At 43.1% G+C, this 24803-nt stretch carries 20 protein-coding genes, 1 other RNA gene and 1 pseudogene; 20 read left to right on the top strand and 2 right to left on the bottom strand.

What is annotated here, in order from left to right:
* Positions 1–48: 48 nt before the first annotated feature.
* Complete coding sequence (locus tag JOC94_RS04135; RefSeq protein ID WP_236016966.1) at positions 49–1056, top strand: YHYH domain-containing protein; 1008 nt, start codon at positions 49–51, stop codon at positions 1054–1056.
* 916 nt (positions 1057–1972) lie between these two features.
* Here the strand turns inward: JOC94_RS04135 and JOC94_RS04140 are convergent.
* The gene (locus tag JOC94_RS04140) at positions 1973–2293 is read right to left on the bottom strand and encodes a CotD family spore coat protein (RefSeq protein ID WP_083717621.1); all 321 of its coding nucleotides are present in this window, start codon (positions 2291–2293) and stop codon (positions 1973–1975) included.
* Between the two features lie 179 nt (positions 2294–2472).
* On the opposite strand from JOC94_RS04140, the gene rpoN reads away from it, so the two are divergent.
* From rpoN to JOC94_RS04220, 16 genes and pseudogenes are all read left to right on the top strand, one after another.
* Positions 2473–3813: an RNA polymerase factor sigma-54 gene (gene rpoN / locus JOC94_RS04145; RefSeq protein WP_205178771.1), complete on the top strand. Its 1341-nt coding sequence runs from the start codon at positions 2473–2475 to the stop codon at positions 3811–3813.
* Positions 3814–3828: 15 nt separating this feature from the next.
* Positions 3829–4071 (top strand): glutaredoxin family protein, encoded by a 243-nt coding sequence (locus JOC94_RS04150; RefSeq protein WP_205178773.1) that lies wholly within the window; start codon positions 3829–3831, stop codon positions 4069–4071.
* Positions 4072–4181: 110 nt separating this feature from the next.
* Positions 4182–5219, top strand: coding sequence for a sugar-binding transcriptional regulator (locus JOC94_RS04155; protein WP_077112918.1), 1038 nt, complete (start codon positions 4182–4184; stop codon positions 5217–5219).
* 29 nt (positions 5220–5248) lie between these two features.
* A complete protein-coding gene (gene gap, locus JOC94_RS04160) occupies positions 5249–6259 on the top strand; it encodes a type I glyceraldehyde-3-phosphate dehydrogenase (RefSeq protein ID WP_205178799.1) in 1011 nt (336 codons plus the stop codon).
* Positions 6260–6380: 121 nt separating this feature from the next.
* Positions 6381–7574, top strand: a complete 1194-nt coding sequence (locus tag JOC94_RS04165) for a phosphoglycerate kinase (RefSeq protein ID WP_205178775.1) — start codon at positions 6381–6383, stop codon at positions 7572–7574.
* Between the two features lie 36 nt (positions 7575–7610).
* Positions 7611–8372, top strand: a complete 762-nt coding sequence (gene tpiA, locus JOC94_RS04170) for a triose-phosphate isomerase (RefSeq protein ID WP_077112852.1) — start codon at positions 7611–7613, stop codon at positions 8370–8372.
* Positions 8365–9897 (top strand): 2,3-bisphosphoglycerate-independent phosphoglycerate mutase, encoded by a 1533-nt coding sequence (gpmI, locus tag JOC94_RS04175; RefSeq protein ID WP_205178777.1) that lies wholly within the window; start codon positions 8365–8367, stop codon positions 9895–9897. Before tpiA ends, gpmI begins: the two co-directional genes overlap by 8 nt.
* 28 nt (positions 9898–9925) lie before the next feature.
* Positions 9926–11215 (top strand): phosphopyruvate hydratase, encoded by a 1290-nt coding sequence (gene eno / locus JOC94_RS04180; RefSeq protein ID WP_077112850.1) that lies wholly within the window; start codon positions 9926–9928, stop codon positions 11213–11215.
* A gap of 197 nt (positions 11216–11412) precedes the next feature.
* Positions 11413–12777, top strand: a complete 1365-nt coding sequence (locus JOC94_RS04185; RefSeq protein ID WP_205178779.1) for an MFS transporter — start codon at positions 11413–11415, stop codon at positions 12775–12777.
* A gap of 159 nt (positions 12778–12936) precedes the next feature.
* On the top strand, positions 12937–14292 hold the full coding sequence (brnQ, locus tag JOC94_RS04190) for a branched-chain amino acid transport system II carrier protein (protein ID WP_077112848.1): 1356 nt from the start codon (positions 12937–12939) through the stop codon (positions 14290–14292).
* A gap of 555 nt (positions 14293–14847) precedes the next feature.
* On the top strand, positions 14848–15081 hold the full coding sequence (gene secG, locus JOC94_RS04195; protein WP_077112847.1) for a preprotein translocase subunit SecG: 234 nt from the start codon (positions 14848–14850) through the stop codon (positions 15079–15081).
* Positions 15082–15196: 115 nt separating this feature from the next.
* Positions 15197–15943: an alpha/beta hydrolase gene (locus JOC94_RS04200; RefSeq protein ID WP_205178780.1), complete on the top strand. Its 747-nt coding sequence runs from the start codon at positions 15197–15199 to the stop codon at positions 15941–15943.
* Between the two features lie 23 nt (positions 15944–15966).
* Positions 15967–18297 (top strand): ribonuclease R, encoded by a 2331-nt coding sequence (gene rnr, locus JOC94_RS04205; RefSeq protein ID WP_205178782.1) that lies wholly within the window; start codon positions 15967–15969, stop codon positions 18295–18297.
* Positions 18298–18373: 76 nt separating this feature from the next.
* Positions 18374–18841, top strand: a complete 468-nt coding sequence (gene smpB / locus JOC94_RS04210; protein WP_077112844.1) for an SsrA-binding protein SmpB — start codon at positions 18374–18376, stop codon at positions 18839–18841.
* Positions 18842–18950: 109 nt separating this feature from the next.
* Positions 18951–19315: a transfer-messenger RNA gene (ssrA, locus tag JOC94_RS04215) on the top strand.
* Between the two features lie 1165 nt (positions 19316–20480).
* Positions 20481–21881, top strand: a pseudogene (locus JOC94_RS04220) (alanine/glycine:cation symporter family protein).
* Between the two features lie 673 nt (positions 21882–22554).
* Here the strand turns inward: JOC94_RS04220 and JOC94_RS04225 are convergent.
* Positions 22555–22959 carry a DUF1259 domain-containing protein gene (locus JOC94_RS04225; RefSeq protein WP_077112842.1) on the bottom strand — a complete coding sequence of 135 codons (405 nt, stop codon included), beginning with the start codon at positions 22957–22959 and terminating at the stop codon, positions 22555–22557.
* Between the two features lie 237 nt (positions 22960–23196).
* Between JOC94_RS04225 and JOC94_RS04230 the strand changes: the two genes are divergently transcribed.
* The 3 genes from JOC94_RS04230 (at position 23197) to JOC94_RS04240 (ending at position 24778) form a co-directional block, all read left to right on the top strand.
* The gene (locus JOC94_RS04230) at positions 23197–23526 is read left to right on the top strand and encodes a PadR family transcriptional regulator (protein WP_077112841.1); all 330 of its coding nucleotides are present in this window, start codon (positions 23197–23199) and stop codon (positions 23524–23526) included.
* Complete coding sequence (locus tag JOC94_RS04235) at positions 23523–24155, top strand: HAAS signaling domain-containing protein (protein ID WP_077112840.1); 633 nt, start codon at positions 23523–23525, stop codon at positions 24153–24155. Before JOC94_RS04230 ends, JOC94_RS04235 begins: the two co-directional genes overlap by 4 nt.
* Positions 24156–24223: 68 nt before the next feature.
* A complete protein-coding gene (locus tag JOC94_RS04240; protein WP_077112839.1) occupies positions 24224–24778 on the top strand; it encodes a hypothetical protein in 555 nt (184 codons plus the stop codon).
* Positions 24779–24803 lie beyond the last annotated feature (25 nt).

Consider the following 24803-nt stretch of genomic DNA (forward strand, 5'->3'; position numbering starts at 1 on the left):
AAATATATCCTTTTGTCGAAATACAGTATGTGGAAGGGGGAGATACTCTTGTTTAGAAAAATTTTTTCAGGGATATGTTGCATTCTCATTTTTATGCTCATTATTCCAAGCTATTCTCATGCTCATCCTGGCAGAACTGATGCAAATGGAGGGCATACTTGTAGAACGAATTGCGAAAAGTGGGGGTTAAAGCAAGGAGAATATCATTATCATAATGGTGGCAGTTCCGGAGGGGGAGGAGGTTCATCCAATAACAGCGCACCCACTCAAACTCCAAATGTGAATAAGCAAACGGAGGAACAACGCAAACAAGAGGAATTAGCTAGACAAAAAGCGGAAGAAGAAAGAAAAAAAGCGGAAGAAGAAAAACAGAAGGCTGAACAAGAGAGGCAATTGGGGGTAAAAGAAGGAGCCGCCCAAGCTGCAAAAGATTTCGAGGAAAATGTAAATGATCCTGATAAATATCTTAACGACAAGTCAACACATTACGTGGAAGGGTTTAAAAAAAGTTATAACGATACCTGGAACGATAAGCAAGATGAAAAAGATTATTATCAAAAGGGATATGATCAAGGATTACATCAAGAAGAACTTAATGTAGATCAAGTTCCGGATCATAGAGTAGACGTTTTCAAAGAAGGTTTTAAGTCGGGCAACGATGAAAGAATAGAAAAAATAAAAAAAGAGCAGTACAAATTGGGGAAAAACCACGGTAAGAAAAAAGAAGAAATGAATCCTGGCAATACCGACCGCGAGGAATATGTTAAAGCTTATAACAAAGGTTACAGGTCCGGCATAAAAAAGACAATCACTAAAGAGGGAAAAAAGTTTGCAAAGACTAACTATAGTGTCAAAGTTCCCAAAGAGTATAAAAACAATAAAGATTATTCCAAGTGGTTTAAGCAAGGGTTTAAGTCTAATAAAAAAGCAGCAGAAGTTAGAAAGGCGGGATTCAAAAAAGGAAAGAAACTTTTTTCAACTAGTCGAGTCCCCAAAGAGTATAAAAAGTATAGTGAATTATATAAAGAAGCCTATAAAAAAGGCAAGGCCTCTTAAATTATTTTCTTTCCCGCTTTCCATAGGGATCTGCCATTTGGCTATATTAAAAGCCAATAAATGAGCACTTATATTTATTAGCACGAATCCGGTGCTTTATAACATGAAACAGATTATAGTGAAGTTTGGGGAGTCAACCGCCTGGGGCGCTTTGATTCCCGTTTTTTATACACTTTAACGTCCCTCTCACTGTATGCGCGAACCTTTTACCATTATATCCAAGTAGCCTATGAAGAACATATTGGCGATAACTTAATCCTCAAGCGGGCTCTCGGTAACTAAATCATATAAATGGCCCGGCGTTGGCCGGGATTTCGTACTTGATTAAATCGTCGTGACTTTATACTTCCTTTTCGGATAGTCTCGACCTTGCCTGTCCGCTAACCGTGTACATTTACCAATGCATTTTTTCTCTGTATAGTCGCTATTCATGTGATTGTGCGTTTAATCCCTCATCATGCAGAGCGTTTTTGTAAGGATTGTTGCGCTTGACAATATTTCTCTCGACATTTTTCGCAACCTTGAGTAATATCAATATATGAGTAGGTTTAACTGATCTCATTCATGTAGCTACATTTCTTCAAGGTGCAAGCAAAGTGATTATATGAAGCGATAAAATCTTTTATGGCCATAATGGTTAAAGCCTTGAATCATCAACATTTGTTGGTGTTTTTTTGTACAGTCGACCCATTTTTCCTTTTTGTTAGAAAAAAAAGCCCGGAATATCCGGACGGAAAGAAAAAAAGGAGATAACCTCCTGGGAGGCAAAGTCTCCATCTATACTAAAAAGGGGGTATTTACAAGGCCATTCACCTTGCTTATCATCATTGTACAACAAGTTTTTATTGATTACATGTGCCATTAGGCTCGACATTTTATGAGAAAAAAGCCCATATTTGGACTTTATGTTGCATATTTACCAATATTTTTTATGCTTCCAGCCGCAATGGTGTTTTGGAGGGCAGACACAATAATGTTCTTCCGAAATGGAGTTGACGGCAGATTTTGTATGTGGATAGGAATGCATGTATTTATAAGTCGTATGGTTGATTTGGGTTGTATGGCTCGGGTGCATAACCGGGATATAGACATCTTGCCCGACATATTCAGTGTTTTGCTTAGTGGGGCTGATTTGGGCAGGCATCGTTTTGGCGGGCAATTGCATAGCCGGTTTGACCGGTGGATAGCCGCACTTACACGGTTTTTTGCAGCTGCAAGGCTTATGGTACATTCTCATGAAAAAAGCCTCCTTTTTAAAATATCGTATACTCATTCTTATGAAAGACAACCGTCCAACGGTTGTACAACGGCCTAGTTCGCTGAAAAATAGGCCTGATGGGTGAGGCGACGAGAAAATGATTCTATATACGCGAAAATCAAAATATAGTAAAATAGTTGTGGGGGGAGGAAGGGCAAATGAAAATGGAACCGGCTTTACTACAGAAACAGACGCTTAATTTGACAATGACACAGGAATTGCAGCAAGCAATCACCATTTTACAATACACTGCCCATGAGTTAACGGCGTTTCTTGAAATGAAAGAAATGGAAAATCCGCTCATCCAGTTGGAATCACCGATCGTCCAGTCCGTCGATCCCCGCTACGACATGGTGAAGAAGCGGAAAATAACGAACCAGGAACACGATCAAAAGAAGTGGCTCGAACAAATGGCGGAGCCGACTGAAAATTTGGCGGATCACTTGTTTTCTCAGCTCTTGATGAAAGCGTTATCGGAAAAGCAACGCAAATTGGCAGAGCAGTTTATATATAATCTGGATCCTAACGGTTATTTAACGATTACCCTGGAGGAAGCGGCTGCTGCCGAACAAGCAACTATAAACGAAGCGGAAGAAGTGCTTGAAATCATTCAAAGCCTTGAACCGGCTGGAATCGCCGCCCGTTCATTGCAGGAATGTTTGCTGCTCCAAACAAAAAGAAAGCAAAGCACACCGGCGCTTGTGATCGATTTGCTCTCGGGCTTTTTCACAGAGTTTGCGGAGAAGAAATGGAAGCTCCTTTCTGAGCAACTGTCTGTCAGCTTGCAAGAAATCCAAAAAGCGGCTGATTTTATCACGACACTCGATCCGCGGCCCGGCATCCAGTTTGATCATGAGAGGACACAATATGTCATACCGGACCTTATTCTTGAAATCAATGACGGAACACTTGAGTTACGTCTGTTTGAAAGGAACCTTCCCGACATTCGCTACCAATCAGACTATTATAATACGATGTCGCAAATTGCGGATGAAAAGGTGAAGCAATTTTTAAATGATAAACGCCAGGATTACCGCTGGATTGTGCGCAGTATCGAACAGCGGAAGCAAACTTTGATGAAGGTGGGCATGGCCATTTTGGAAGAACAGCAGGATTTCTTTTTAAAAGGCCCGAGTTATCTAAAACCGCTCACGTTAAAGGATGTGGCTGAAAAAATTGATATGCATGAATCAACTGTTAGCCGGGCCGTTAGAGGCAAATACATCCAAACGCCAAGCGGTATGCATGAACTAAAGAGATTCTTCTCGCAAGCTCTCCAAACCGGAGCCAATTCGGATACCGAACAGGCTTCTGCCGCTCAGGCGAAAGCGCTGATCGAGGCAATGATAGCCAAAGAAGACAAAAAGAAGCCTCTTTCCGACCAATTAATCGCGGATAGGCTGAAGGAAAAAGGGTTGAAGCTCTCCAGAAGAACGGTAGCCAAATATCGGGAACAGCTCCGCATCCCTTCATCCACGAAAAGAAAACGGTATGAGTAAGGAATGGAATACAACATGGAAGTTTATTATTATACAAGAAAAAAATGCCCCCTCTGCGATGAGGGACTGCTGGTTTTACAAATGCTTCAACGAAAATATTCGTATGAGTTAATTGAAAAAGACATTGACGAAAGTGATGATTTAACAGAAAAATTCGGCTTAATGATCCCGGTAGTAGAAATTCGTGGAAAAATTGTTCAATATGGGATGATCGATCCTGTCACGATAGAAGATCAATTACGTAAATTTGAAAGTTGAAACGTTGCTGCGTACCTGTTACAATCAGTATGAAGGTAACAGGTTTCTTTTTTTTTTGATGAATTGGGACAAAAAACGTCCATGTGGGACGATTTTGAGGGGGTCGCATATTGCAAAAACTGTTAAAACTTCAACAAAAGCTGGTGCCAGATCTCCTTAAGATCATCCAAAAGCGGTACCAAATTTTAAAGTCCATTCAATTGACAGGACCTATCGGAAGAAGACCGCTCGCACATATGCTCGATATGACGGAACGTGTACTCAGAAGCGAGGTTGACTTTTTAAAAGAGCGGCAACTGATATCGGCACGGCCGGCGGGAATGGAAATTACAGATGACGGCATGGTGCTACTGAAGGAGCTGGCTGAATTAGTTCGCGGGATAACAGGGATTCATGAACTCGAAGAGCAGTTGAACAGGCTGCTCGGAATCGCTGAAGTGAAAATTATTCCCGGCGATTCAGACGACACTCCTGTTGTCAAGGAAGAGTTGGGCCAGGCCTGTGCCGATCAATTAAAAAAGATTTTGAAAGCCCAAAATATCATTGCCGTGACCGGTGGGACAACAATGGCCTGCGCCGCGGAAATGATGACACGGGAAATCGGTAAAGGAAAACAGATACTATTTGTACCTGCCCGGGGAGGCGTTGGGGATGATGTGAAAAATCAAGCCAACTCTATTTGCGCCAAAATGGCCGAACAAACGGGCGGGAGCCATCGGGCATTATATATTCCGGATCAGGTGAGTGAAAAAGTACGTGAGTCGCTTTTGCAAGATCCCAATATATCGGAAGTATTAAATTTGATTCAATCGGCTAATATCGTATTACACGGAATCGGGGATGCCATTAAAATGGCAACACGGCGAAACACGAACGATGCAGATATGGATAAACTGCTCAAAGAGCAGGCAGTGGGGGAGGCATTTGGCTATTACTTTAATATCGAGGGAGAAGTTGTCCATAAGGTATCCACTGTCGGCTTGCAATTGGCAGATCTGCACCGCGCCCGTCATGCCGTTGCGGTTGCCGGAGGAAAGTCAAAAGCAAAAGCGATCCAATCTTATATGAAAAGTGCTCCACCCAACACGGTGTTTATTACAGATGAGGGTGCGGCCAAAGAATTGTTCAAAGCACTGACAAACATATAAACAGCAACCTTTGAAGGAGGACATACATGATGACAGTGAAAATAGGAATTAACGGGTTTGGAAGAATTGGCAGAAATGTGTTTCGGGCGGCCTTGGACAATCCAAGTGTCGACATTGTGGCAGTGAATGATTTGACGGACGCGAACATGTTGGCGCACTTGCTAAAATATGACTCGGTTCACGGCACACTTCGGAATGACATTACAGTTGAAGGCAATGACATCTTAGTGGATGGCCAGCGCTTACAGGTGATGGCTGAAAGGGATCCGTCTCAATTGAAATGGGGAGACCTTGGTGTTGATATTGTCATCGAATCAACTGGCCGTTTTACAAAACGGAACGATGCGGCCAAACATTTGGAGGCTGGGGCAAAAAAAGTCATTATATCTGCGCCTGCAACTGATGAAGATATCACGATAGTCATGGGCGTGAACGAGGAGAAATATGATCCGGCGAATGATCATATTCTTTCCAATGCATCTTGTACAACAAACAGTCTGGCCCCTCTTGCGAAAGTGCTTCATCAGGAGTTCGGCATACGCCGCGGAATGATGACCACGGTTCACTCTTATACGAATGACCAGCAAATCCTGGACCTTCCCCACAAGGATTACCGACGGGCTCGAGCTGCCGCCGAATCGATTATTCCGACTTCAACAGGCGCCGCAAAAGCTGTCTCTCTTGTGCTTCCGGAGTTAAAAGGCAAGTTGAACGGAATGGCGATGCGGGTTCCGACCCCGAACGTGTCAGTCGTTGATTTGGTCGCGGAACTGGAAAAGCCTGCTACGGCCGAAGAGGTGAATGCAACATTGCAAGCCGCCGCGGAAGGGGAATTGGCGGGTATTCTCGCTTATTGCGAAACGCCGCTTGTTTCCCGGGATTTCAACGGGAACGCCCATTCATCCATTGTGGATGCTCTTTCGACGATGGTATTAGATGGAAATATGGTTAAGGTTGTCTCTTGGTATGACAACGAAACGGGCTACTCCAATCGTCTTGTCGATTTGGCGGAATATATCGCCAAACGCGGATTAGCATGAAAAATGGAGAATAGTATTGGATAAATCACGGGTTGGCATCTATAATATAGAGGGGAAATAAAAAAAGGGAGCGGGAAAGACCCACTCTCTTATTTTCTGCTTGAAATAGGAGGCTGTCCAAGTGAGGAAGAAAACAATAAATGATTTACAAGTAAAAGGGAAACGAGTTTTTTGCCGCGTGGATTTTAATGTGCCGATGGATGGTGGAGTGATCGCCGATGATACAAGGATTCGGGCGGCTTTGCCAACGATTCGGCATTTGTCTGATAATGGCGCAATGGTCATACTGGCAAGCCATATGGGACGGCCAAAAGGCAAGATTGTCGAAGAATTGCGGTTGGCGCCGGTTGCAAAACGCCTTGAGGAATTATTGGAGAGAAGCATTCATTACACAAGGGAAGTCATCGGCGAAGAGGTTGAAAAGCAAGTTTCCGAACTCCGGGAAGGCGATATTTTATTGCTGGAAAATGTGAGATTTCATCCAGGAGAGGAAAAAAATGATGCGGAGCTTGCGAAGGCGTTTGCCAACCTGGCCGAACTATATGTCAACGATGCCTTTGGCACTGCGCACCGCGCCCATGTTTCTACAGAAGGGGTGGCAAAATACTTGCCTTCCGCTGCCGGCTTTTTAATTGAAAAGGAATTGGAAGTGCTGGGCAACGCATTGTCCAATCCTCAGAGGCCTTTTACGGCGATTATTGGCGGCGCAAAAGTGAAGGACAAGATTGGTGTTATTGATAATCTTCTTGACAAAGTAGATCATTTAATGATTGGTGGCGGGCTTGCCTTTACGTTTGTCAAAGCCCAAGGTCACGATATCGGAAATTCGCTGCTTGAAGAAGATAAAATAGAACTTGCCAAAAGCTTTATGAAAAAAGCGGAGGAAAAAGGCGTACAATTTCTATTGCCGATTGATGCAATTGTAGCAGATTCTTTTTCTGAACATGCTCAAACGAAGGTAGTCGATATTGAACAGATTCCTTCTGGATGGCTAGCCTTGGACATCGGTCCCAAAACAACCGAGCTGTACAGCAATGTCATAAAAAAATCGAAGCTTGTCATTTGGAATGGGCCAATGGGTGTATTTGAAATGGAGCCTTTCGCTCAAGGAACGAAAGGTGTCGCCCAAGCGCTTGCAGAAGCGGACAATACATATACGATCATCGGCGGCGGCGATTCTGCCAGAGCGGTGGAACATTTTGGCCTTTCGGAAAAGATGGACCATATTTCGACAGGCGGGGGAGCATCGCTCGAATTTATGGAAGGAAAAGATTTGCCGGGCATTGCTGCGCTGGATGACCGTCATTCCGAATAACAGGTGCTTTCGTACAGAAAAGAAAGGATGTATGGTATGCGAAAACCGTTGATAGCAGGTAACTGGAAAATGAATAAAACGATACAAGAAGCGGTCGATTTCGCGAATGAAGTAAAAGGGCTTGTTCCCGACCGCTCCAAGGTTGACTCGATCATTTGCGCACCGGCCCTGTTTTTAGACCGGCTCTTGGCGGCGGTTGATGGCTATAATGTACATATTGGAGCGCAGACTATGCATTATGAAGAAAGCGGAGCCTTTACGGGAGAAATCAGTCCTGCGGCCCTGGAGGATTTAGGTGTGTCTTATTGCATTATCGGCCATTCCGAGCGCAGGGACATGTTTAATGAAACAGATGAATCCGTCAACAAAAAAACAGCGGCCGCTTTTCGTCATAACATTAAGCCGATCATCTGTGTCGGGGAGACATTGGAGCAGAGGGAGCGAAATGAAACAAAAGGGCATGTGGCTAATCAAGTGTCAAAAGCCCTTCAAGGGTTGACCGAAGAACAGGTAAAACAATTGATCATTGCTTATGAGCCTATTTGGGCGATCGGCACTGGAAAATCATCGACAGCAGAAGATGCCAATGAGGTATGCGGACATATCCGCCAAGTTGTTGAAAGCAGTTATTCCGGTTCTGCGGCACAATCAGTGAAAATTCTCTATGGAGGAAGCGTTAATCCCGGCAATATTGATGAATTGATGGCAAAGCCGGAAATTGACGGGGCTTTGGTTGGCGGAGCAAGTCTTGACCCACACTCATTCCTTCGCTTATTGGAGGCGGCCGCCAATGGGTAAATCCCCAGTAGCCTTAATCATTTTAGACGGCTTCGCATTAAGAGAGGAAGGGCATGGGAACGCTGTTGCCCAGGCAAATAAGCCGAACTTTGACCGCTATTGGAATATGTACCCCCATAATACACTGACAGCATGCGGTGAAGCAGTCGGCCTTCCAGAAGGGCAAATGGGCAATTCCGAAGTAGGACATTTAAATATCGGGGCAGGACGGATTGTTTACCAAAGTTTAACGAGAGTGAACATTGCCATTCGAAATGGTGAATTTGCAAAAAATGAAACCATTCAGGAAGCCCTTGCCCATGCAAAGAAAAACGGCAAAAAACTCCACTTGCTCGGTTTACTTTCTGATGGAGGCGTGCATAGTCATATCGACCACCTTCATGCTTTATTAAAACTGGCAGTTGAAGAAGGAATAAAAGACGTATATGTACACGCCATATTGGATGGACGGGACGTCGGGCCGCAAACGGCTGAGCGTTACCTTCGAGAAACAGAAGCGAAAATGAAAGAATGCGGTGTTGGAAAGTTTGCCACCGTTTCCGGCAGGTATTATTCAATGGATCGCGACAAGCGTTGGGATCGTGTGGAAAAAGCCTATCGGGCAATGGCTTTCGGAGAAGGACCGCAATACACAGATCCGCTTCAAATGGTGGAAGATTCTTATAAACAAGGCATATTTGATGAGTTTATGCTTCCATCTATTATTACGGATGAAAATGGAAAACCAAATGCGACTATTGACAGTGGTGATTCGGTCATCTTTTTCAATTTCAGGCCCGACCGGGCGATCCAAATTTCCAATGTGTTTACAAACAAAGATTTTCCTTCGTTTGACAGAGGTAAAAACAGGCCGAAAGATTTGTATTTTGTCTGCATGACCCACTATTCTGAAACAGTGGACGGACATGTGGCTTTTAAAACAGTGGACTTGGAGCAGACGCTGGGAGAAGTAGTGTCCCGTCATGGGCTTCAGCAACTGCGCATCGCGGAAACGGAAAAATATCCGCATGTTACTTTTTTTATGAGTGGCGGCAGAGAAGCGCCATTTCCGGGTGAAAAGCGGATATTGATTGATTCGCCTAAAGTGGCCACTTATGATTTAAAGCCTGAAATGAGCGCTTATGAAGTGACAGAAGCATTATGTGAAGAAATCCAAAAAGATATATTCGATGTGATTATTTTAAACTATGCCAATCCTGATATGGTCGGACATTCCGGCATGCTAGAGCCAACCATACAAGCGGTGGAAGCAGTTGATGAATGTCTCGGCAAAGTAGTGGATTTGATTTTGGAAAAAGGGGGAGCGGCGATCATTACGGCAGATCATGGCAACGCGGATGAAGTTGTGACACCGGAAGGCACCCCGATGACAGCCCATACGACCAATCCGGTGCCTGTTATCGTAACAAAACATGGCCTTCAGCTTCGCGATGGGGGCATTCTCGCCGATCTTGCGCCAACGATGCTCGATTTGCTAAATGTAGAACAGCCGCCAGAAATGACAGGCAGCAGCTTGATCAAATAAAACTTCATTTTTTTAAGGGGAGATATCGATGCCATTCATAGCAAATGTTTATGCCAGAGAAGTGTTGGATTCCCGCGGTAATCCAACGGTGGAAGTCGAGGTTTATACAGAGACAGGAGCTTTCGGAAGGGCTCTTGTTCCGAGTGGGGCATCCACTGGTGAATATGAAGCAGTTGAACTCCGTGATGGCGACAAAGACCGCTATTTCGGAAAAGGCGTTGAAAAAGCCGTCAACCATGTTAACGAAGTGATTGCCGAAGAACTCATCGGATACGATGTGACTGATCAGGTTGGAATTGACATGGCGTTGATGGAACTTGACGGAACAGATAATAAAGGAAAATTGGGCGCCAATGCCATTTTGGGAGTATCCATGGCAGTTGCCCATGCTGCTGCGGATTATTTGGACATGCAACTTTATCAATACTTGGGAGGATTTAATGCCAAACAGCTTCCAGTGCCGATGATGAATATTTTAAATGGCGGGGAGCATGCCGATAATAACGTGGATATCCAGGAATTTATGGTCATGCCTGTCGGAGCTTCCAGCTTTAAAGAGGCGCTCCGCATTGGTGCAGAGATTTTTCACAGCTTAAAAGCTGTTTTGAAGGAAAAGGGTTTGAGTACAAGCGTTGGAGACGAGGGAGGGTTTGCGCCAAACTTGAAATCCAACGAAGAAGCGCTTGAAACGTTAATGACAGCGATTGAAAAAGCCGGCTATAAACCGGGTGAAGAGATCAAGTTGGCAATGGATGTTGCTTCTTCGGAAATGTATAACAGAGAAGACGGCAAGTACCACTTGAAAGGTGAGGGAATTGTCAGAACATCTGAAGAAATGGTCAAGTGGTATGAAGAGCTCGTCAATAAATATCCGATCATTTCAATCGAAGATGGTCTGGATGAAAATGACTGGGAAGGCCATAAACTCCTGACAGAGCGGATCGGCTCCAAGGTACAGCTTGTCGGGGACGACTTGTTTGTGACAAATACGAAAAAGCTTGCGCGCGGTATTGAAGAAGGTGTTGGCAATTCCATTTTAATTAAAGTAAATCAAATCGGCACGTTGACCGAAACATTTGATGCGATTGAAATGGCAAAGCGTGCCGGCTATACGGCGGTGATTTCCCATCGTTCAGGTGAAACGGAAGACACCACAATTGCCGATATCGCCGTTGCGACAAACGCCGGCCAAATCAAAACAGGGGCCCCGTCCCGCACGGACCGTGTTGCCAAATATAACCAACTGCTTCGTATCGAAGATGTACTTGGAGATGCGGCGAGCTACGCGGGTGTCAATGCGTTTTACAATATAAAATAATGTGGGCAAAGGGTCTGGCGATGCGCCGGGCCCTTTGGCTCCAACCATTCCCCTTACACTTGTTCCTCTGACAGAAATCTTCCACTTTTATCTTTCCGGCAGTTCCGTTAAACTTAAATAGTTGTCTGTTTGAAAAATCTGTTCTATAGTAATTCGGAGCATGAATGTAACGAGCCGTATAAAAAACAGGTGATGAAATGGCGAAATACATGGAAAAAAAGCAGTGGATATTCGTATTGACCATCGGGCTTGGCACTATGCTGAATCCGTTAAATTCGTCAATGATTTCAGTTGCTTTGACGCGTTTGCAGCATGACTATCAATTGTCGTTTGCGGATGTTTCTTGGCTCATCTCCATTTTTTATTTGGCAAGCGCAGCGGGTCAGCCGGTGATGGGAAAATTAAGTGACATGTTTGGCGCAAAAAAACTATTTTTGACCGGGTTAATCATCGTGACTGCAGCGTGTCTATTAGCCCTGTTTTCTCCTAACTTTTTGTTTCTGCTTGGCTGCCGGGCATTACAGGCAATTGGGAGTTCCGCATTATTTCCGAGCGGCATGAGCATGGTCCGCTCTCATATTTCAAAAAACCAGGCGCACGCTTTGGCCGTGTTATCTGTCTTTGCTTCGACTTCAGCGGCATTTGGTCCCTCCATAAGCGGTTTTCTCATCGCGGCGTGGGATTGGCACGCCATTTTTTGGATCAACTTCCCATTCACAATCATCGGTTTTGTCTTAGCCATTTTTATTTTGCCCAAAACCGAGAGTGGAACGATTGATATCCGGCGTATCGACTTTAAAGGAATTTTTCTTTTTATCGCTTCCATTGTCGGCTTAATTTTGTTTTTATTATCCCTGGATGGATATATTCGCTGGTGGGCATTGCTGATCTTTTTGGTGGGCGGCATTTTATTTTACGTTCAGGAAAAAGGGCATAATGAACCATTTATTGATATACAAAGCTTGAAAAAGAACCGGAATGTGACGATGGTCTATTTGCAGTTTACAAGTATTAATACGGTTTATTATTGCTATTTTTTCGGTTTTCCGACTTTTTTGCAACAAGTGCAGGGCTATACAGAGGAGCGCACTGGTTTGATCATGCTGGCACTGGCGGGGTTTGGTGTAATTGTTTCACCTATTGCCGGCGGACTCATTGACAGGCATGGTTCGAAATTGCCGATGATGATTGGAGCGGTTTTGCTTTTAATCGGGACGGGGCTCTTGTTGACCTACAGGGAAACTTCCCCGCTTCTTTGGCTGCTCGTTATTATGGCTGTACTGGGAATGAGTAATGGATTTAACAATATTTCGACCCAAACGGCTTTGTATGAACATGTGAACCCGGAAGACACGGGAACGGCTTCAGGCCTATTTCAGACAAGCCGTTATCTTGGCTCTATCCTCTCGGGAAGCTTGCTCGGTCTAACGTTCAACCGCCAATTGGATTTGTCCCAATTTCACCTTGTCGCGATGGTTTGCTTTACTTTTTGCTTATTGATTGTCGCCATGTCTTGGAAGCTTCCGGGGCAAATGGAGATAAGCAGGGAGAAAAAGGTGTAACTGACATAAAAAACCGGTTTTTATTTCGAGTATCTACAACGGGATAGATCGCGTTTTTAGATTTTAGGTCATACATTGCAAGCTGTCGTAAAAAAGAGTAGGATAGTACACATAATCGAATGAAATAGTAGAGGAACACATCTTAGGGGGAGCTATATTTTGAGTAAAAACCTGACATTTTCATCATATTTTGTTATTGGCGTTATGTTATTCGCATTATTCTTTGGAGCCGGAAATTTGATTTTTCCTGCATCGCTTGGTCAAAATGCCGGTACAAACATTTGGCCTGCCGTATTTGGATTTTTAATAACCGGAACCGGACTGCCTTTCCTCGGGGTGTTGGCAATGGGTTTTTCGGGAAGCAGGAATCTTCAGGAGCTTGCCAGCAGAATTCATCCGTGGTATGGCATCATTTTTACCGCACTTCTTTATTTGACAATCGGGCCATTTTTCGCCGCGCCTCGTACAGGGGCTGTTGCTTTTGATATTGGCATTTCTCCTTTTATAGAAGCAGATTTCACAAAAACCGGACTATTTATTTTTACATTTATATTTTTTGCTGTGACAACATGGCTTTCTTTAAATCCATCGAAATTAGTCGATCGAATTGGTAAAATTCTTGCGCCGGGGATTATCATTTTACTTGCTGTATTATTAATCACTGCGCTGGTAAATCCGATCGGATCGATCGAGTCACCACAAGAAGCATATGCCAGCGGTGCTTTTGTGAAAGGATTTATGGAAGGGTATAATACGATGGATGCACTTGCCTCACTTGTTTTCGGAATCATTGTGATCAATGCGATCAGCTCTATTGGAGTGACGACAAAGGCCGGCGTATTATCCGCAACCATTAAATCTGGAATTGTCGCCATTTTCTTTCTTTCTGTCATTTATGTGGGGATTGCTTTTCTTGGCGCGACGAGCACAAAAGAATTTGGCCTTTTTGAAACAGGAGGCCCTGTCCTCAGTCACGCATCTACCTATTATTTCGGAACATTCGGTTCTATTATATTGGCAATCATTATTATATTAGCATGTTTAACGACAAGCATCGGGTTAATGACAGCTTGCGGTGAGTATTTTCATACATTGATTCCAAAGGTAAGTTACAAATGGTTCGTCATTTTCTTTTCACTGCTTTCTTTTATAATTGCGAACTTCGGATTGGCGAACATCATCAATTATTCAATTCCAATTCTTATGTTCCTTTATCCGCTTGCCGTAGTGCTGATGCTTCTGACCTTTCTGTCACCGCTATTCAACCATGCCCGGCTTGTTTATGTGTCAGTGGCGGCGTTGACATTTTGCATAAGTATCATAGATGGTTTCAAAACATTTTGTGACCTGATTAAAATTCCTTATTTTGATTGGATGTTACCTATTATTTCTTTTTACGAACAAACATTACCGTTATATAAGCAAGGGCTTGGCTGGCTTGTTCCCGCCTTAGTCGCCATCCTGATTACTGGAACGATCAGCCGCCTTGCCGGGCTAACTGCTTCAGAAAGTTAAAACGAGCCTTTAGGCTGGGACAAAGCCTTGTAAAAACGAATAAACCGCATGGAATCAAGTTTAAAAGCCCTGGTGGTTAACCCTTGATTTCACGCGGTTTTATTTTTAAGTTCTTTACGAATATCCATCAGCTTCCAACTTATGCCCAGCCCTTCAGCATTAAATGAAGAGATTGCGGATGGGGTGTGGAGAATGGATGGGTGCGAATCATTACATGGAAGCGGCCAGTAATCGAAAAAGTGGTCGTAATCGCTAAAGTCGGTCGTAAAAGGAAAACTAAAGTATAAATGTTGGGGCCCTCTTCACCCTTTATACGTTGCCGAGAAAGCGTACCCTCTAGTCGTTGCTGAAAAAAGGGCTATGTATGGTCATTCTGATCGCTATCGTATTCGGACATCATTCATGCCGACTTTTCCCGATTATTAGTCACGTTTTGATTACCGAAAGATGAAACGCCGGCGGGGGCAGTTTGACGGTGTAAAAAGCACTCTTGTGCAGAAAGGCTGTTTATGCTACATTAAAATTACTGTAGGCAGGCTCGGGAGGTGTGTACCAGTGCATACATTGGCCATTACTTTATTAATTATTGTTTCAATTGCATTGATTATTGTTGTATTATTGCAATCTGGAAAAAGTGCAGGTCTTTCAGGCGCTATTTCCGGAGGGGCGGAGCAGCTTTTTGGAAAACAAAAAGCTCGCGGAATGGATCTAGTGCTCCAGAGAATCACAGTCGTACTTTCGATATTATTTTTTGTACTAACAATGGCCGTTGCTTTTTTTGAAGTATAATGTTGACACAAACCTGGTTTCAATGATAACCGGGTTTTTATTTTGCCTGAAACTGTTACTTTGCTTAAAATAGGGTAATAGTGTAAATAAAGGAAGATATAGAAGGAGAAAGACCATGAAGATAAAACCACCGAAACCCTTTTTGTTTGAAGCCGGGAAGCGGGCTGTCTTGTTGTTGCACGGATTCACGGGAAGCACTGCAGACGTGAGAATGCTCGGCAGGTTTTTGGAAAAAAAAGGATATACCTGTCATGCGCCCCAATATAAAGGACATGGGGTGCCTCCTGAAGAGTTGGTTGTGACCGGTCCGAATGATTGGTGGCAGGATGTAATGGAAGGCTATCAATTTTTACAAGAAAAAGGGTATGAGGAGATTGCTGTTGCCGGGCTGTCGCTTGGAGGAGTATTTTCCCTGAAATTGGGTTACACTGTTCCGGTAAAAGGAATTGTTCCGATGTGTGCCCCGATGTATATAAAGAGTGAAGAAGTCATGTATCAGGGGATATTACAATATGCGCGTGAATATAAACAGTTTGAAGGAAAGTCCAAAGAACAGATCGAACAAGAGATGGAACAGTTTCAAGAAAGACCGATGAGAACATTAAGGGCGCTTCAACAGCTGATTGGCGATGTGCGGGATTGTGTCGATATGATTTATGCCCCTCTTTTCGTAGTACAGGCGCGGCATGATCATATAGTAAACCCCGACAGCGCAAATATTATATATGACAAATCGGAATCCATTCAAAAAGAGTTGAAATGGTATGAGAATTCCTCCCATGTGATTACTCTTGGAGAGGAAAAAGAACAATTGCACGAAGATATACTAAGTTTCCTCGAAGGGCTTGATTGGTCCGTTTAGGGTTATTTTAAGGAGAGATGTATATGGAAGAACAAATACAGCATCAAGTGGACAAAATATTGGCGTATATGAGAGAAGAAGCCTACAAGCCACTAACCGTCAAGGAATTGGAAGAAGTTTTTCAAGTTGAAGGATCGGAAGAATTCAAAGATTTTGTAAAGGCGCTTGTACAGATGGAAGAAATGGGGCTTGTCGTCAGGACAAGAAGCAATCGATATGGCGTTCCGGAAAAAATGAATCTCGTTCGCGGGGTATTGACAGGCCATGCTAAAGGATTTGCCTTTCTCATTCCGGATGAGGCGGGAATGGATGATGTTTTTATCCCCCCTCATGAAAAAAATGGGGCGATGCATGGCGATCATGTCCTTGTCAGAGTATCACCTTCCAGTTCTGGTTCCCGGAGAGAGGGTGCTGTTGTCCGCATCTTAAAGCGGGGGACGGTTCAGGTTGTCGGCACTTACAATGAAAGCCAATACTTCGGTTTTGTAATACCGGATGATCCGAAAATTGCAGATGACATTTTTATCCCGAAAAATGCCAATATGGGAGCGGTTGAAGGGCACAAAGTGGTTGTTCGCCTTACCGCCTATCCAGAAAATCGGAAAAATGCCGAAGGTGAAGTTGTAAAAATCCTTGGGCATAAAAACGATCCGGGCGTGGATATCGTATCGATCATTTATAAGCATGGTTTGCCACTCGCTTTTCCAGATGAAGTCATGGAGCAGGCGAACAGCATTCCAGAGGAGATTGTCGAAAGTGAAATAGGAGATAGGCGTGATTTGCGAAATGAAACGATTGTCACAATTGATGGCGCAGACGCCAAAGACCTTGACGATGCCGTGACGCTTTCCAAACTCGAGAATGGCCATTATAAATTGGGCGTCCATATTGCCGATGTAAGCCACTATGTAACGGAAGGCTCACCGATTGATCGGGAAGCGTTTGAACGCGGTACGAGTGTCTACTTGGTCGATCGGGTAATCCCGATGATTCCCCATCGATTGTCGAATGGAATTTGCTCACTCAATCCGCAAGTGGACCGCTTTACCTTGTCTTGCGAAATGGAAATCAATCCGCAAGGAGAAGTCGTAAACCATGAGATTTTTCCAGGGATCATCCGTACTACCGAACGGATGACCTATTCCGATGTCAATAAAATTTTGATCGACAAAGATCCAGAGCTCCGAGCAAAATATGAGCCTCTTGTTCCCATGTTTGAGTTGATGGAAGAGCTTCAGGGCATTTTGCAGCATAAGCGAATGAAACGTGGCGCGATTGATTTTGATTTCAAAGAGGCGAAAGTGATTGTGGATGAGGAAGGAAAACCGGTCGATGTCGTGGTCAGGGAGCGCTCCATTGGCGAACGCATTATCGAGGAGTTCATGTTGGCGGCCAATGAAACGGTTGCTGAGCATTTTCATTGGCTGGATGTTCCGTTTATTTACCGGATTCATGAAGACCCTAAAGAAGAAAAATTACAGCGTTTTTTTGAATTCATAACGAACTTTGGTCTTCTTGTCAGAGGCACAGCCAATTCCATCCATCCGCGGGCTTTGCAAGAAATCATCGAGGCTGTTCGGGAAAAGCCGGAAGAAATGGTTGTCTCGACCGTCATGCTCCGTTCCATGCAACAGGCCAAGTATGATCCAAAGAGTATCGGACACTTCGGGTTGTCGACGAAATTTTACACGCATTTTACTTCACCGATCCGCAGATACCCTGATTTGATCGTTCATCGGCTGATCAGGACCTATTTATTTGAAGGGAAAATGGACGAGACAACGCGTGAAATTTGGAAAGAAAAATTGGCGGATATCGCCCACCATTCATCAAAAATGGAGCGTCGGGCAGTGGATGCGGAAAGAGATACGGACGAGCTGAAAAAAGCGGAGTTTATGGAAGATAAAATTGGTGAGGAATTTGATGGCATCATCAGTTCCGTCACAAATTTCGGGTTGTTTGTTGAACTGCCCAATACGATTGAAGGCTTGGTCCACGTCAGTTACATGACCGATGATTACTATCACTATGATGACCGGCAATTTGCCATGATCGGCGAACGGACTGGGAATGTATTCCGGATAGGCGACGAAATTACTGTACGCGTCATTAATGTCAACAAAGATGAACATGCGATCGATTTTGAAATCGCCGACATGAAAAAAAGCCGCAAGCAGCCTGAAGAAGGCAAACTCAAAATTGTCAAATTGAAAAATGGGAATGGCAAGAGCAAGGGACCCCAAGGCCATGAAGAAGGGGAATGGACGACAAGGCGCCCGAGAAAAAAGAAAAAGTCATACGAAAATACACCCGCCAATGTTCGGCGTAAGCGCGGGAAAAAACGAAAAGGTTAGAGGGCCAAACTTCTAACCTTTTTCCGTTTCATGTTATAATTGTCCGAAGAGAAAACGGCAAGGGAGGGAAATCAGAATGGCGAAGGGAGAAGGAAAGCTGGTCGCTCAAAACAGAAAAGCGAACCATGACTATTTTATAGAAGACACGTATGAAGCAGGGATTGTTTTAAAAGGAACGGAAATTAAATCGATCCGCGCGGGACGGGTCAACTTAAAAGATGCTTATGCCCGCATACAAAACGGCGAAGTATTTCTTCATAACATGCATATTAGCCCCTATGAACAGGGAAACCGATATAATCACGATCCGCTCCGAACGAGGAAATTGCTGTTGCACCGCAAACAAATCAATAAGCTGATCGGGGAAACGAAAGAACAAGGATATACACTTGTTCCGTTAAAGCTCTATTTGAAAAACGGATTTGCCAAAATTCTTATCGGTCTCGGAAAAGGGAAAAAGCAATATGATAAACGCGAAGATCTAAGACGGAAGGAAGCGAAACGGGATATCGAAAGAGCATTTCGTGAACGCCAAAAAATGTAAACTCGAGTGACAAGTCTTGCATTATTTGCGTTTTCTGCTATAATATAATTTGTACCTGACAGACAGGTACTCCCGAAACGATCCTTTTTAAAGGTGTTTCTCATTTCATGGGGACGTTTTGGATTCGACAGGGATAGATCGAGCTCGAGTTGCGAGTCGAGGGGATCGTCCTCGTAAAAAACGTCAACGCCAATAATAACTGGCAAATCTAACGATAACCTCGCTTTAGCTGCCTAATAAGGCCTAAGCGGATCCTCCCTCCATCGCCCATGTGGTAGGGTCAGGGTCTCACTCTCAGTGGGCTACGCCGGAAGTCCTCCGCCTGGGGACCATGGAAGAGATGAATCAGGCTAGCGCTTTGGAAGCCCGTCGATAGGCCGAAGAAGACGCGAAACGCTAATATATCGACTACACTCGTAGAAGCTTGAGTGGCGATATTCTTGGACGTGGGTTCGATTCCCACCGTCTCCACCAATACATACCTGCGTTCATATGACGGAGATTGTAATTGTGTGGTAACATTCGTGGAATAAGCTATGGTAGCTTTCATTTAATAATTTTAGCAAGCTTGAAGTCGTCTTCTATTTTGAGGACGGCTTCTTTTGTTGGTTCTATGTCAAATGTTGGGTAAGGTGATTTCTGCTAGAATTATTTTCAGATTGTGTTTTTAGGAGTGAGTCAAAAAATGAAAGAAAAATCAATCATAGGACTACTGTTGATACTTACAGGTATTTTAATCACCTTTTTCCTAAATACAGCTACAATGATTATTTCATTAATAATCCTTATATCAATAGCAATTTTTGATATATTTACCAAGCCTTCATTGAAAAAAATTCTTTTTTATGTGATTTTGTTTTTCATCTTTTTTCTTTATCTATATTTCAGATAGAGCTTTTGCATTACTCAAGAGTTTTAATTTCCTAACCCGATCATTAGTCTAGTCGAAAGTTAGTGTAAACAATGATTATAGATTTAGTTTTTTAGTGTACTTCTCCCTTTTCCGTGGCAAGAAAATGGTAAGAACATATTAAAATTATAGACTTATCCTCAGAATTCACAACTCTATTAACCCTTGATACAAAGGCTATAGGGTTTTTTCCTACGTTAAATTTTCATTATGAACAAAAAAAGGCTATGACAGAGGTGTTGACATTTGTTCATTTATTTGACAAGGATTGTGGATATGATGGGGCTTATGTTAGGGGGACAGACTTTAAAGGATTGAAGCGTATTCGCATGGAAGAGAGAATACCGATTGTAAGTTGTCGCAGTGGATTTACCGTGACTTGAAATAAGTTACTGGATTGAGCGAGTACAGGGACATCTTTTGACATCATGAACTCCTATTCGAAAAGCGGAACAGACATCATGAACCCATGTTACGAACATTTTATAATATGAAAGGGATGAAGCCCGGTTACCACTCCACCCTCCACACTTTGGTGAGGGTATTTTTTATGTCAATAACTTTTTTTTCAGTTGATAAAGTAAAAAAATCAATGGACAAATTTTTCTGGGTTGTTTATAATATGAACATGAATGGAAACGTTTTCCGTATATCAGAAAAATAAAGGGGAGCGTTTTCTTCGTCTGCACTAAATGAAAGCGCTATTGCGGATCGAAGGAGAGAAGATTGTTGGAAAAATTGATGGAGCTAATTTCGAAAATATCCGAAGTGATTTGGGGTCTTCCCATGATGTTGCTTTTGCTGGGGGGCGGTTTATTTCTTACTTTTCGTTTAGGTTTTTTTCAGTTCAAGTATTTCCCTCACATTATTAAGCAAACTTTTGGGAAGATTCTGAGCAAACCGGATTCTGGCGAAGGAACATTAACCCCTTTCCAGGCAGCAACTTCCGCATTGGCTTCGACTGTCGGAGCTGCCAATATCATCGGTGTGCCGGTTGCCATTGCTTTTGGTGGGCCGGGTGCTATTTTTTGGATGTGGCTAGTCTCATTAATTGGAATGGCATCTAAATATTCAGAGGTTGTATTGGGTGTCAAATATCGTGAAAAGAATAAAAAAGGGGAATGGGTCGGGGGACCGATGTATTATATCGAAAAAGGTTTGGGGTGGAAACCTGTCGCACTCTTTTTCGCATTTGCCTTAATGCTGGAAATTGTAGCAAGCACGATGGTGCAGTCCAATTCATTGTCAACAACGATTAAGGGCGCTTTTAATATACCTCCAGAAGTGACAGGACTGATCGTAATGTTTCTTGTTGGGATCATCGTTTATGGTTGAATTTCCAGGATTGGCCAGGTGGCGGAAAAGTTTGTCCCCTTTATGGTTGGAGTGTATATTATCGGGTCACTCATCATTGTATTTTCTAATATATCCGTTATTCCGTCCGTATTCACCATGATTTTTAAGCATGCTTTTACGCCAATTTCAGCTGCCGGAGGCTTTGCCGGTGCGGGAGTTGCGGCCGCGATTCGCTGGGGGCTTGCGAGGGGAACCTATTCCAATGAAGCAGGAATGGGAACGGCGCCAATCGCCCATGCCACGGCTAAGATTGATCATCCTGCCAAGCAAGGTTTTTGGGGAATATTTGAAGTAATTGTCGACACACTCATCATTTGTACAATAACGGCTATTGTTATTTTAGGGACCGGGGTATGGAAAGAGGTTAAGCGGGAACAAGCTTCTTCCATGGTGACAGAAGCTTGGAGCCAAGTTTTCGGAAGTCAGCTGGCTGGAACCTTTATGGCGGTCAGTTTATTCTTTTTTGTCCTCTCCACTGTCGTGATCATTATTTTTTACGGCGAGAAACAGGCGGAATATTTATTTGGCACAACATTCTCCAAGGTCATGCGATTTATTTATGTGGTTGCCATTTTTATCGGAGCGATCGGGGGACTAAAGTTTGTATGGCAATTCCTCGACATATTATTGGCTCTGATCGTTGTTCCTAACGTTTTGGCACTCATATTACTAAATAATGATGTAAGAGAAGTGACAAATGACTATTTTACACGAATTTATAAGAAGAATAGGTCATCTTCACAGTCAAACTCCTCTGAGAAACAGGCCGAGTAGTCTTTTGTAAAATAATGTAAATCCGTATACAAAACTTTTGCTCTTTAAATGACCGAAGTGCGGCGTTAAGAGGAAATGATTTTGTTCAAATGACAGTCGGGGTGAGACTAGTTATAAAAGGTGCGAATTGCTCTATCCTTCATTTTAAAAATGCCAAGATCTCGAAGAAATTTTAAAAGTGACCCATTTTAAAATGTACGCATTCTACGTAAGAGGCTCTTGAACAACAACTATCAGTCGCCCATCATGTCAATCATGTCAATTGGAGTTTTTTGCCCATTTTAAAAGAAAAAAGAAAATGTTCTTTAGACTATGGGCTTTGCAATATTTCGGCAAGCATTTGGGATGTCACGGTATACTTGATAAATGGATTCGATTGATTCTGTCCGTCCAGCTTTCAATGAAGTTCTGTCAAGTTGGTGGAGAAAATCACTGGGAGATTGTTCCCTACGATCTGATATGTAAGAGTGATTTGTTTTTTACAGTTTGCCATTTTGAATCTTGGATGTCCCGCGCCTCAGGCCATTAAGAAAATTTCCGAACATGTTGATGTGCATTCATGTCATCATTCAGTTCCACTTTTATAAAATATGTCTCTCTTTCATGAAAGTATCATTTAAAAGTCAATCTTATAAATGTAGGGCACCTCATCAGTTTGGGGTGCCCTGAAAATTTAGTAATCGCGTCCTTTAAATAGTCCTGCTTCTACGGCCGCTTCGAAGCTCGCACGTGCGAAATTAAAAGGGTTGCCTGTATTCTCCCAGTGCATGTACATAAGGCGCGGTTTATCAAATAGCCAGTGGTTATGGACGGCTGTAACAATCAGTCCGCGTTTTCTTAATGCTGACATAAACGGGTTGATTTCCCGCTGAAGTATCACGGTTTCACCCAGGTTTAATGTGTTGCCCCCTTTATTATTCTCAAATGACAATGCAAACGGAAGAGCCAATGGTGAACGTGTTCTTCTGCCTAAAATAGTGGCATTTATATTTCTAAGGCGTTGAACAACACAAACAGGTGCAGCCGTAATGACCTGTCCTCCAATAATATCTGCTAATTTCTGGCATGTTTTGGACATGGGTTCTCCTCCTTTCGAACCTTTAGAATATGCTATGTAAAGGCGGGGGAGCTTGTATAGATAAGAATCTAATAGTAGAAAAACAAGGCAATTAAAATAGAAAGGAATATATAGAAGGAGAAAGCCTGTCTGTCCTCCAGGCTCTATAAAATCCCGCACAACACTTATGAAATCATTGCTTTTTTGACAAAAAAAAGGTATGTTTTATATACATAGAATCTCTAGGTAGGTGCGGACATGTTTGACAGAGAGCTTTTAAAAGGAAGTACTTCTTTGCTCATTTTACAATTATTGGGTGATCGTCCGATGTACGGCTATGAGATTGCCAAGGTCATGGAACAAAGAAGTGATCATACATTGCGTGTCAGGGAAGGGACATTATATCCTGCCTTGCACAAGCTTGAACAGCAGGGGTATATTGATTCCTATTGGGAACAGCAAAAAAAAGGAAAGCCGCGTAAATATTACCGTTTGACAACGGAGGGTGTTAAAATGCTGGAAGCCAAAACGAAAGAATGGACGTTATTTTCAAATATGATGGACCGCATGTTGGGGAAAGAACAATGATACATACAAAGAACGAATATATTGAGCAGCTCAGGGAATTGTTAAAAGATCATTCGGATCGGGATGCCATTGTGGATGAAATTTCGGTTCATATTAATGAATGTTTGCGCCAAGACGGGCTGTCTGAACAGGAGGCGATATCACTGGCAATCAGTCAAATTGGCAGCCCCCAACAACTGGCGCAAGGTTTTATCCGTTCATCCACACCTCATACAACAGCGGCTAAAAAATGGTTTATTTACATGAACTTCATGTTTTTCCTTGCCGGTGGATTCCTTGCGGTTGGGGCGAATGTCTTACAAATCGATATGTTGCAGTGGATGTGGGACATGTTGTCGCAATCCGGTTGGACGATTTTGCTGGCGTATACGGGATACTGGGCATTTTTGGGATTTGAAATGGGCAAAGAATATGGCGTTTCGGGTAAAAAGCTTTTGTCGCGCACGATTGGAATCGCGGTTATTCCCAATTTCATCTTAATGTTGGCGACATTGTTCGGTGTTCTTCCCATTGGGTGGTTTCACACCTTGCTGAACTCTTCATTTCTTATTGCGTGCCTGCTTGCCACATTTTGTTTTTTTCCAATTAGCCATATGGGATATTATGTTGGAGTACGTAAAGCTTTTTAAAGGAGTACTCTCTTTTTTTTGAAAATATACCTAGAATTACGATGTATAAACAGATAGAGGTGAATGAAATGGGATTAACAAGTATTGTTGGTATTGGTATTGTACTCGTCCTGGTTGTTTTGATTAAAAAGAATACAATGATGGAATGGGTGGGGAATCATTGGATAGTACGAAGATTATCTAAGCAACGATGGTTTAAAAATAAGTGGCTGAGCGGTTTGTTTTTATTTTTCTTGAATGCTGTATTATTTTTCTTGGCAACGGCGTTCATTGTTTTGTCAAGTTATATGTTGATTCCTTACCTTCATGTCGCATTCATGTTTGCGGCAACCATTGCGAGTATCTATTTATGGATCGCAGTTCGCCGCTCGGGAAACAAAGGCCGTACAGAACAACGCATTATGGGTTTTGTCGGAAGCAGTTTTTATATGATTCTTTTTTTCATTTTTCTCTACCTGTTTTTGACGTTGGAGCCGGCAACACCGGAGCATGATCCATTCATGGCGGCCATCGGCTTGATGTTTGGGATGATCGTTTCTTTTGTTGCCTGGCTAACATGCTTTTTGATTACTGGAGGGGGAAGCGGGAAACATCGTTTTATAAATAATGTGATGAAAAAATGAACCTTTTTGTTTCGCCAATTGTATT

This window comes from Siminovitchia thermophila (assembly GCF_016909185.1).
Taxonomy (GTDB): domain Bacteria; phylum Bacillota; class Bacilli; order Bacillales; family Bacillaceae_C; genus Siminovitchia; species Siminovitchia thermophila.

Coding starts and splice junctions, on each gene's coding strand:
- JOC94_RS04150 (WP_205178773.1), top strand. CDS start 3,829: ATGGAAGTTTATTATTATACAAGAAAAAAATGCCCCCTCTGCGATGAG.
- JOC94_RS04140 (WP_083717621.1), bottom strand. CDS start 2,293: ATGAGAATGTACCATAAGCCTTGCAGCTGCAAAAAACCGTGTAAGTGC.
- eno (WP_077112850.1), top strand. CDS start 9,926: ATGCCATTCATAGCAAATGTTTATGCCAGAGAAGTGTTGGATTCCCGC.
- JOC94_RS04235 (WP_077112840.1), top strand. CDS start 23,523: ATGATACATACAAAGAACGAATATATTGAGCAGCTCAGGGAATTGTTA.
- JOC94_RS04185 (WP_205178779.1), top strand. CDS start 11,413: ATGGCGAAATACATGGAAAAAAAGCAGTGGATATTCGTATTGACCATC.
- JOC94_RS04230 (WP_077112841.1), top strand. CDS start 23,197: ATGTTTGACAGAGAGCTTTTAAAAGGAAGTACTTCTTTGCTCATTTTA.
- rpoN (WP_205178771.1), top strand. CDS start 2,473: ATGAAAATGGAACCGGCTTTACTACAGAAACAGACGCTTAATTTGACA.
- gap (WP_205178799.1), top strand. CDS start 5,249: ATGACAGTGAAAATAGGAATTAACGGGTTTGGAAGAATTGGCAGAAAT.
- smpB (WP_077112844.1), top strand. CDS start 18,374: ATGGCGAAGGGAGAAGGAAAGCTGGTCGCTCAAAACAGAAAAGCGAAC.
- gpmI (WP_205178777.1), top strand. CDS start 8,365: ATGGGTAAATCCCCAGTAGCCTTAATCATTTTAGACGGCTTCGCATTA.
- tpiA (WP_077112852.1), top strand. CDS start 7,611: ATGCGAAAACCGTTGATAGCAGGTAACTGGAAAATGAATAAAACGATA.
- rnr (WP_205178782.1), top strand. CDS start 15,967: ATGGAAGAACAAATACAGCATCAAGTGGACAAAATATTGGCGTATATG.
- JOC94_RS04240 (WP_077112839.1), top strand. CDS start 24,224: ATGGGATTAACAAGTATTGTTGGTATTGGTATTGTACTCGTCCTGGTT.
- JOC94_RS04200 (WP_205178780.1), top strand. CDS start 15,197: ATGAAGATAAAACCACCGAAACCCTTTTTGTTTGAAGCCGGGAAGCGG.
- JOC94_RS04225 (WP_077112842.1), bottom strand. CDS start 22,959: ATGTCCAAAACATGCCAGAAATTAGCAGATATTATTGGAGGACAGGTC.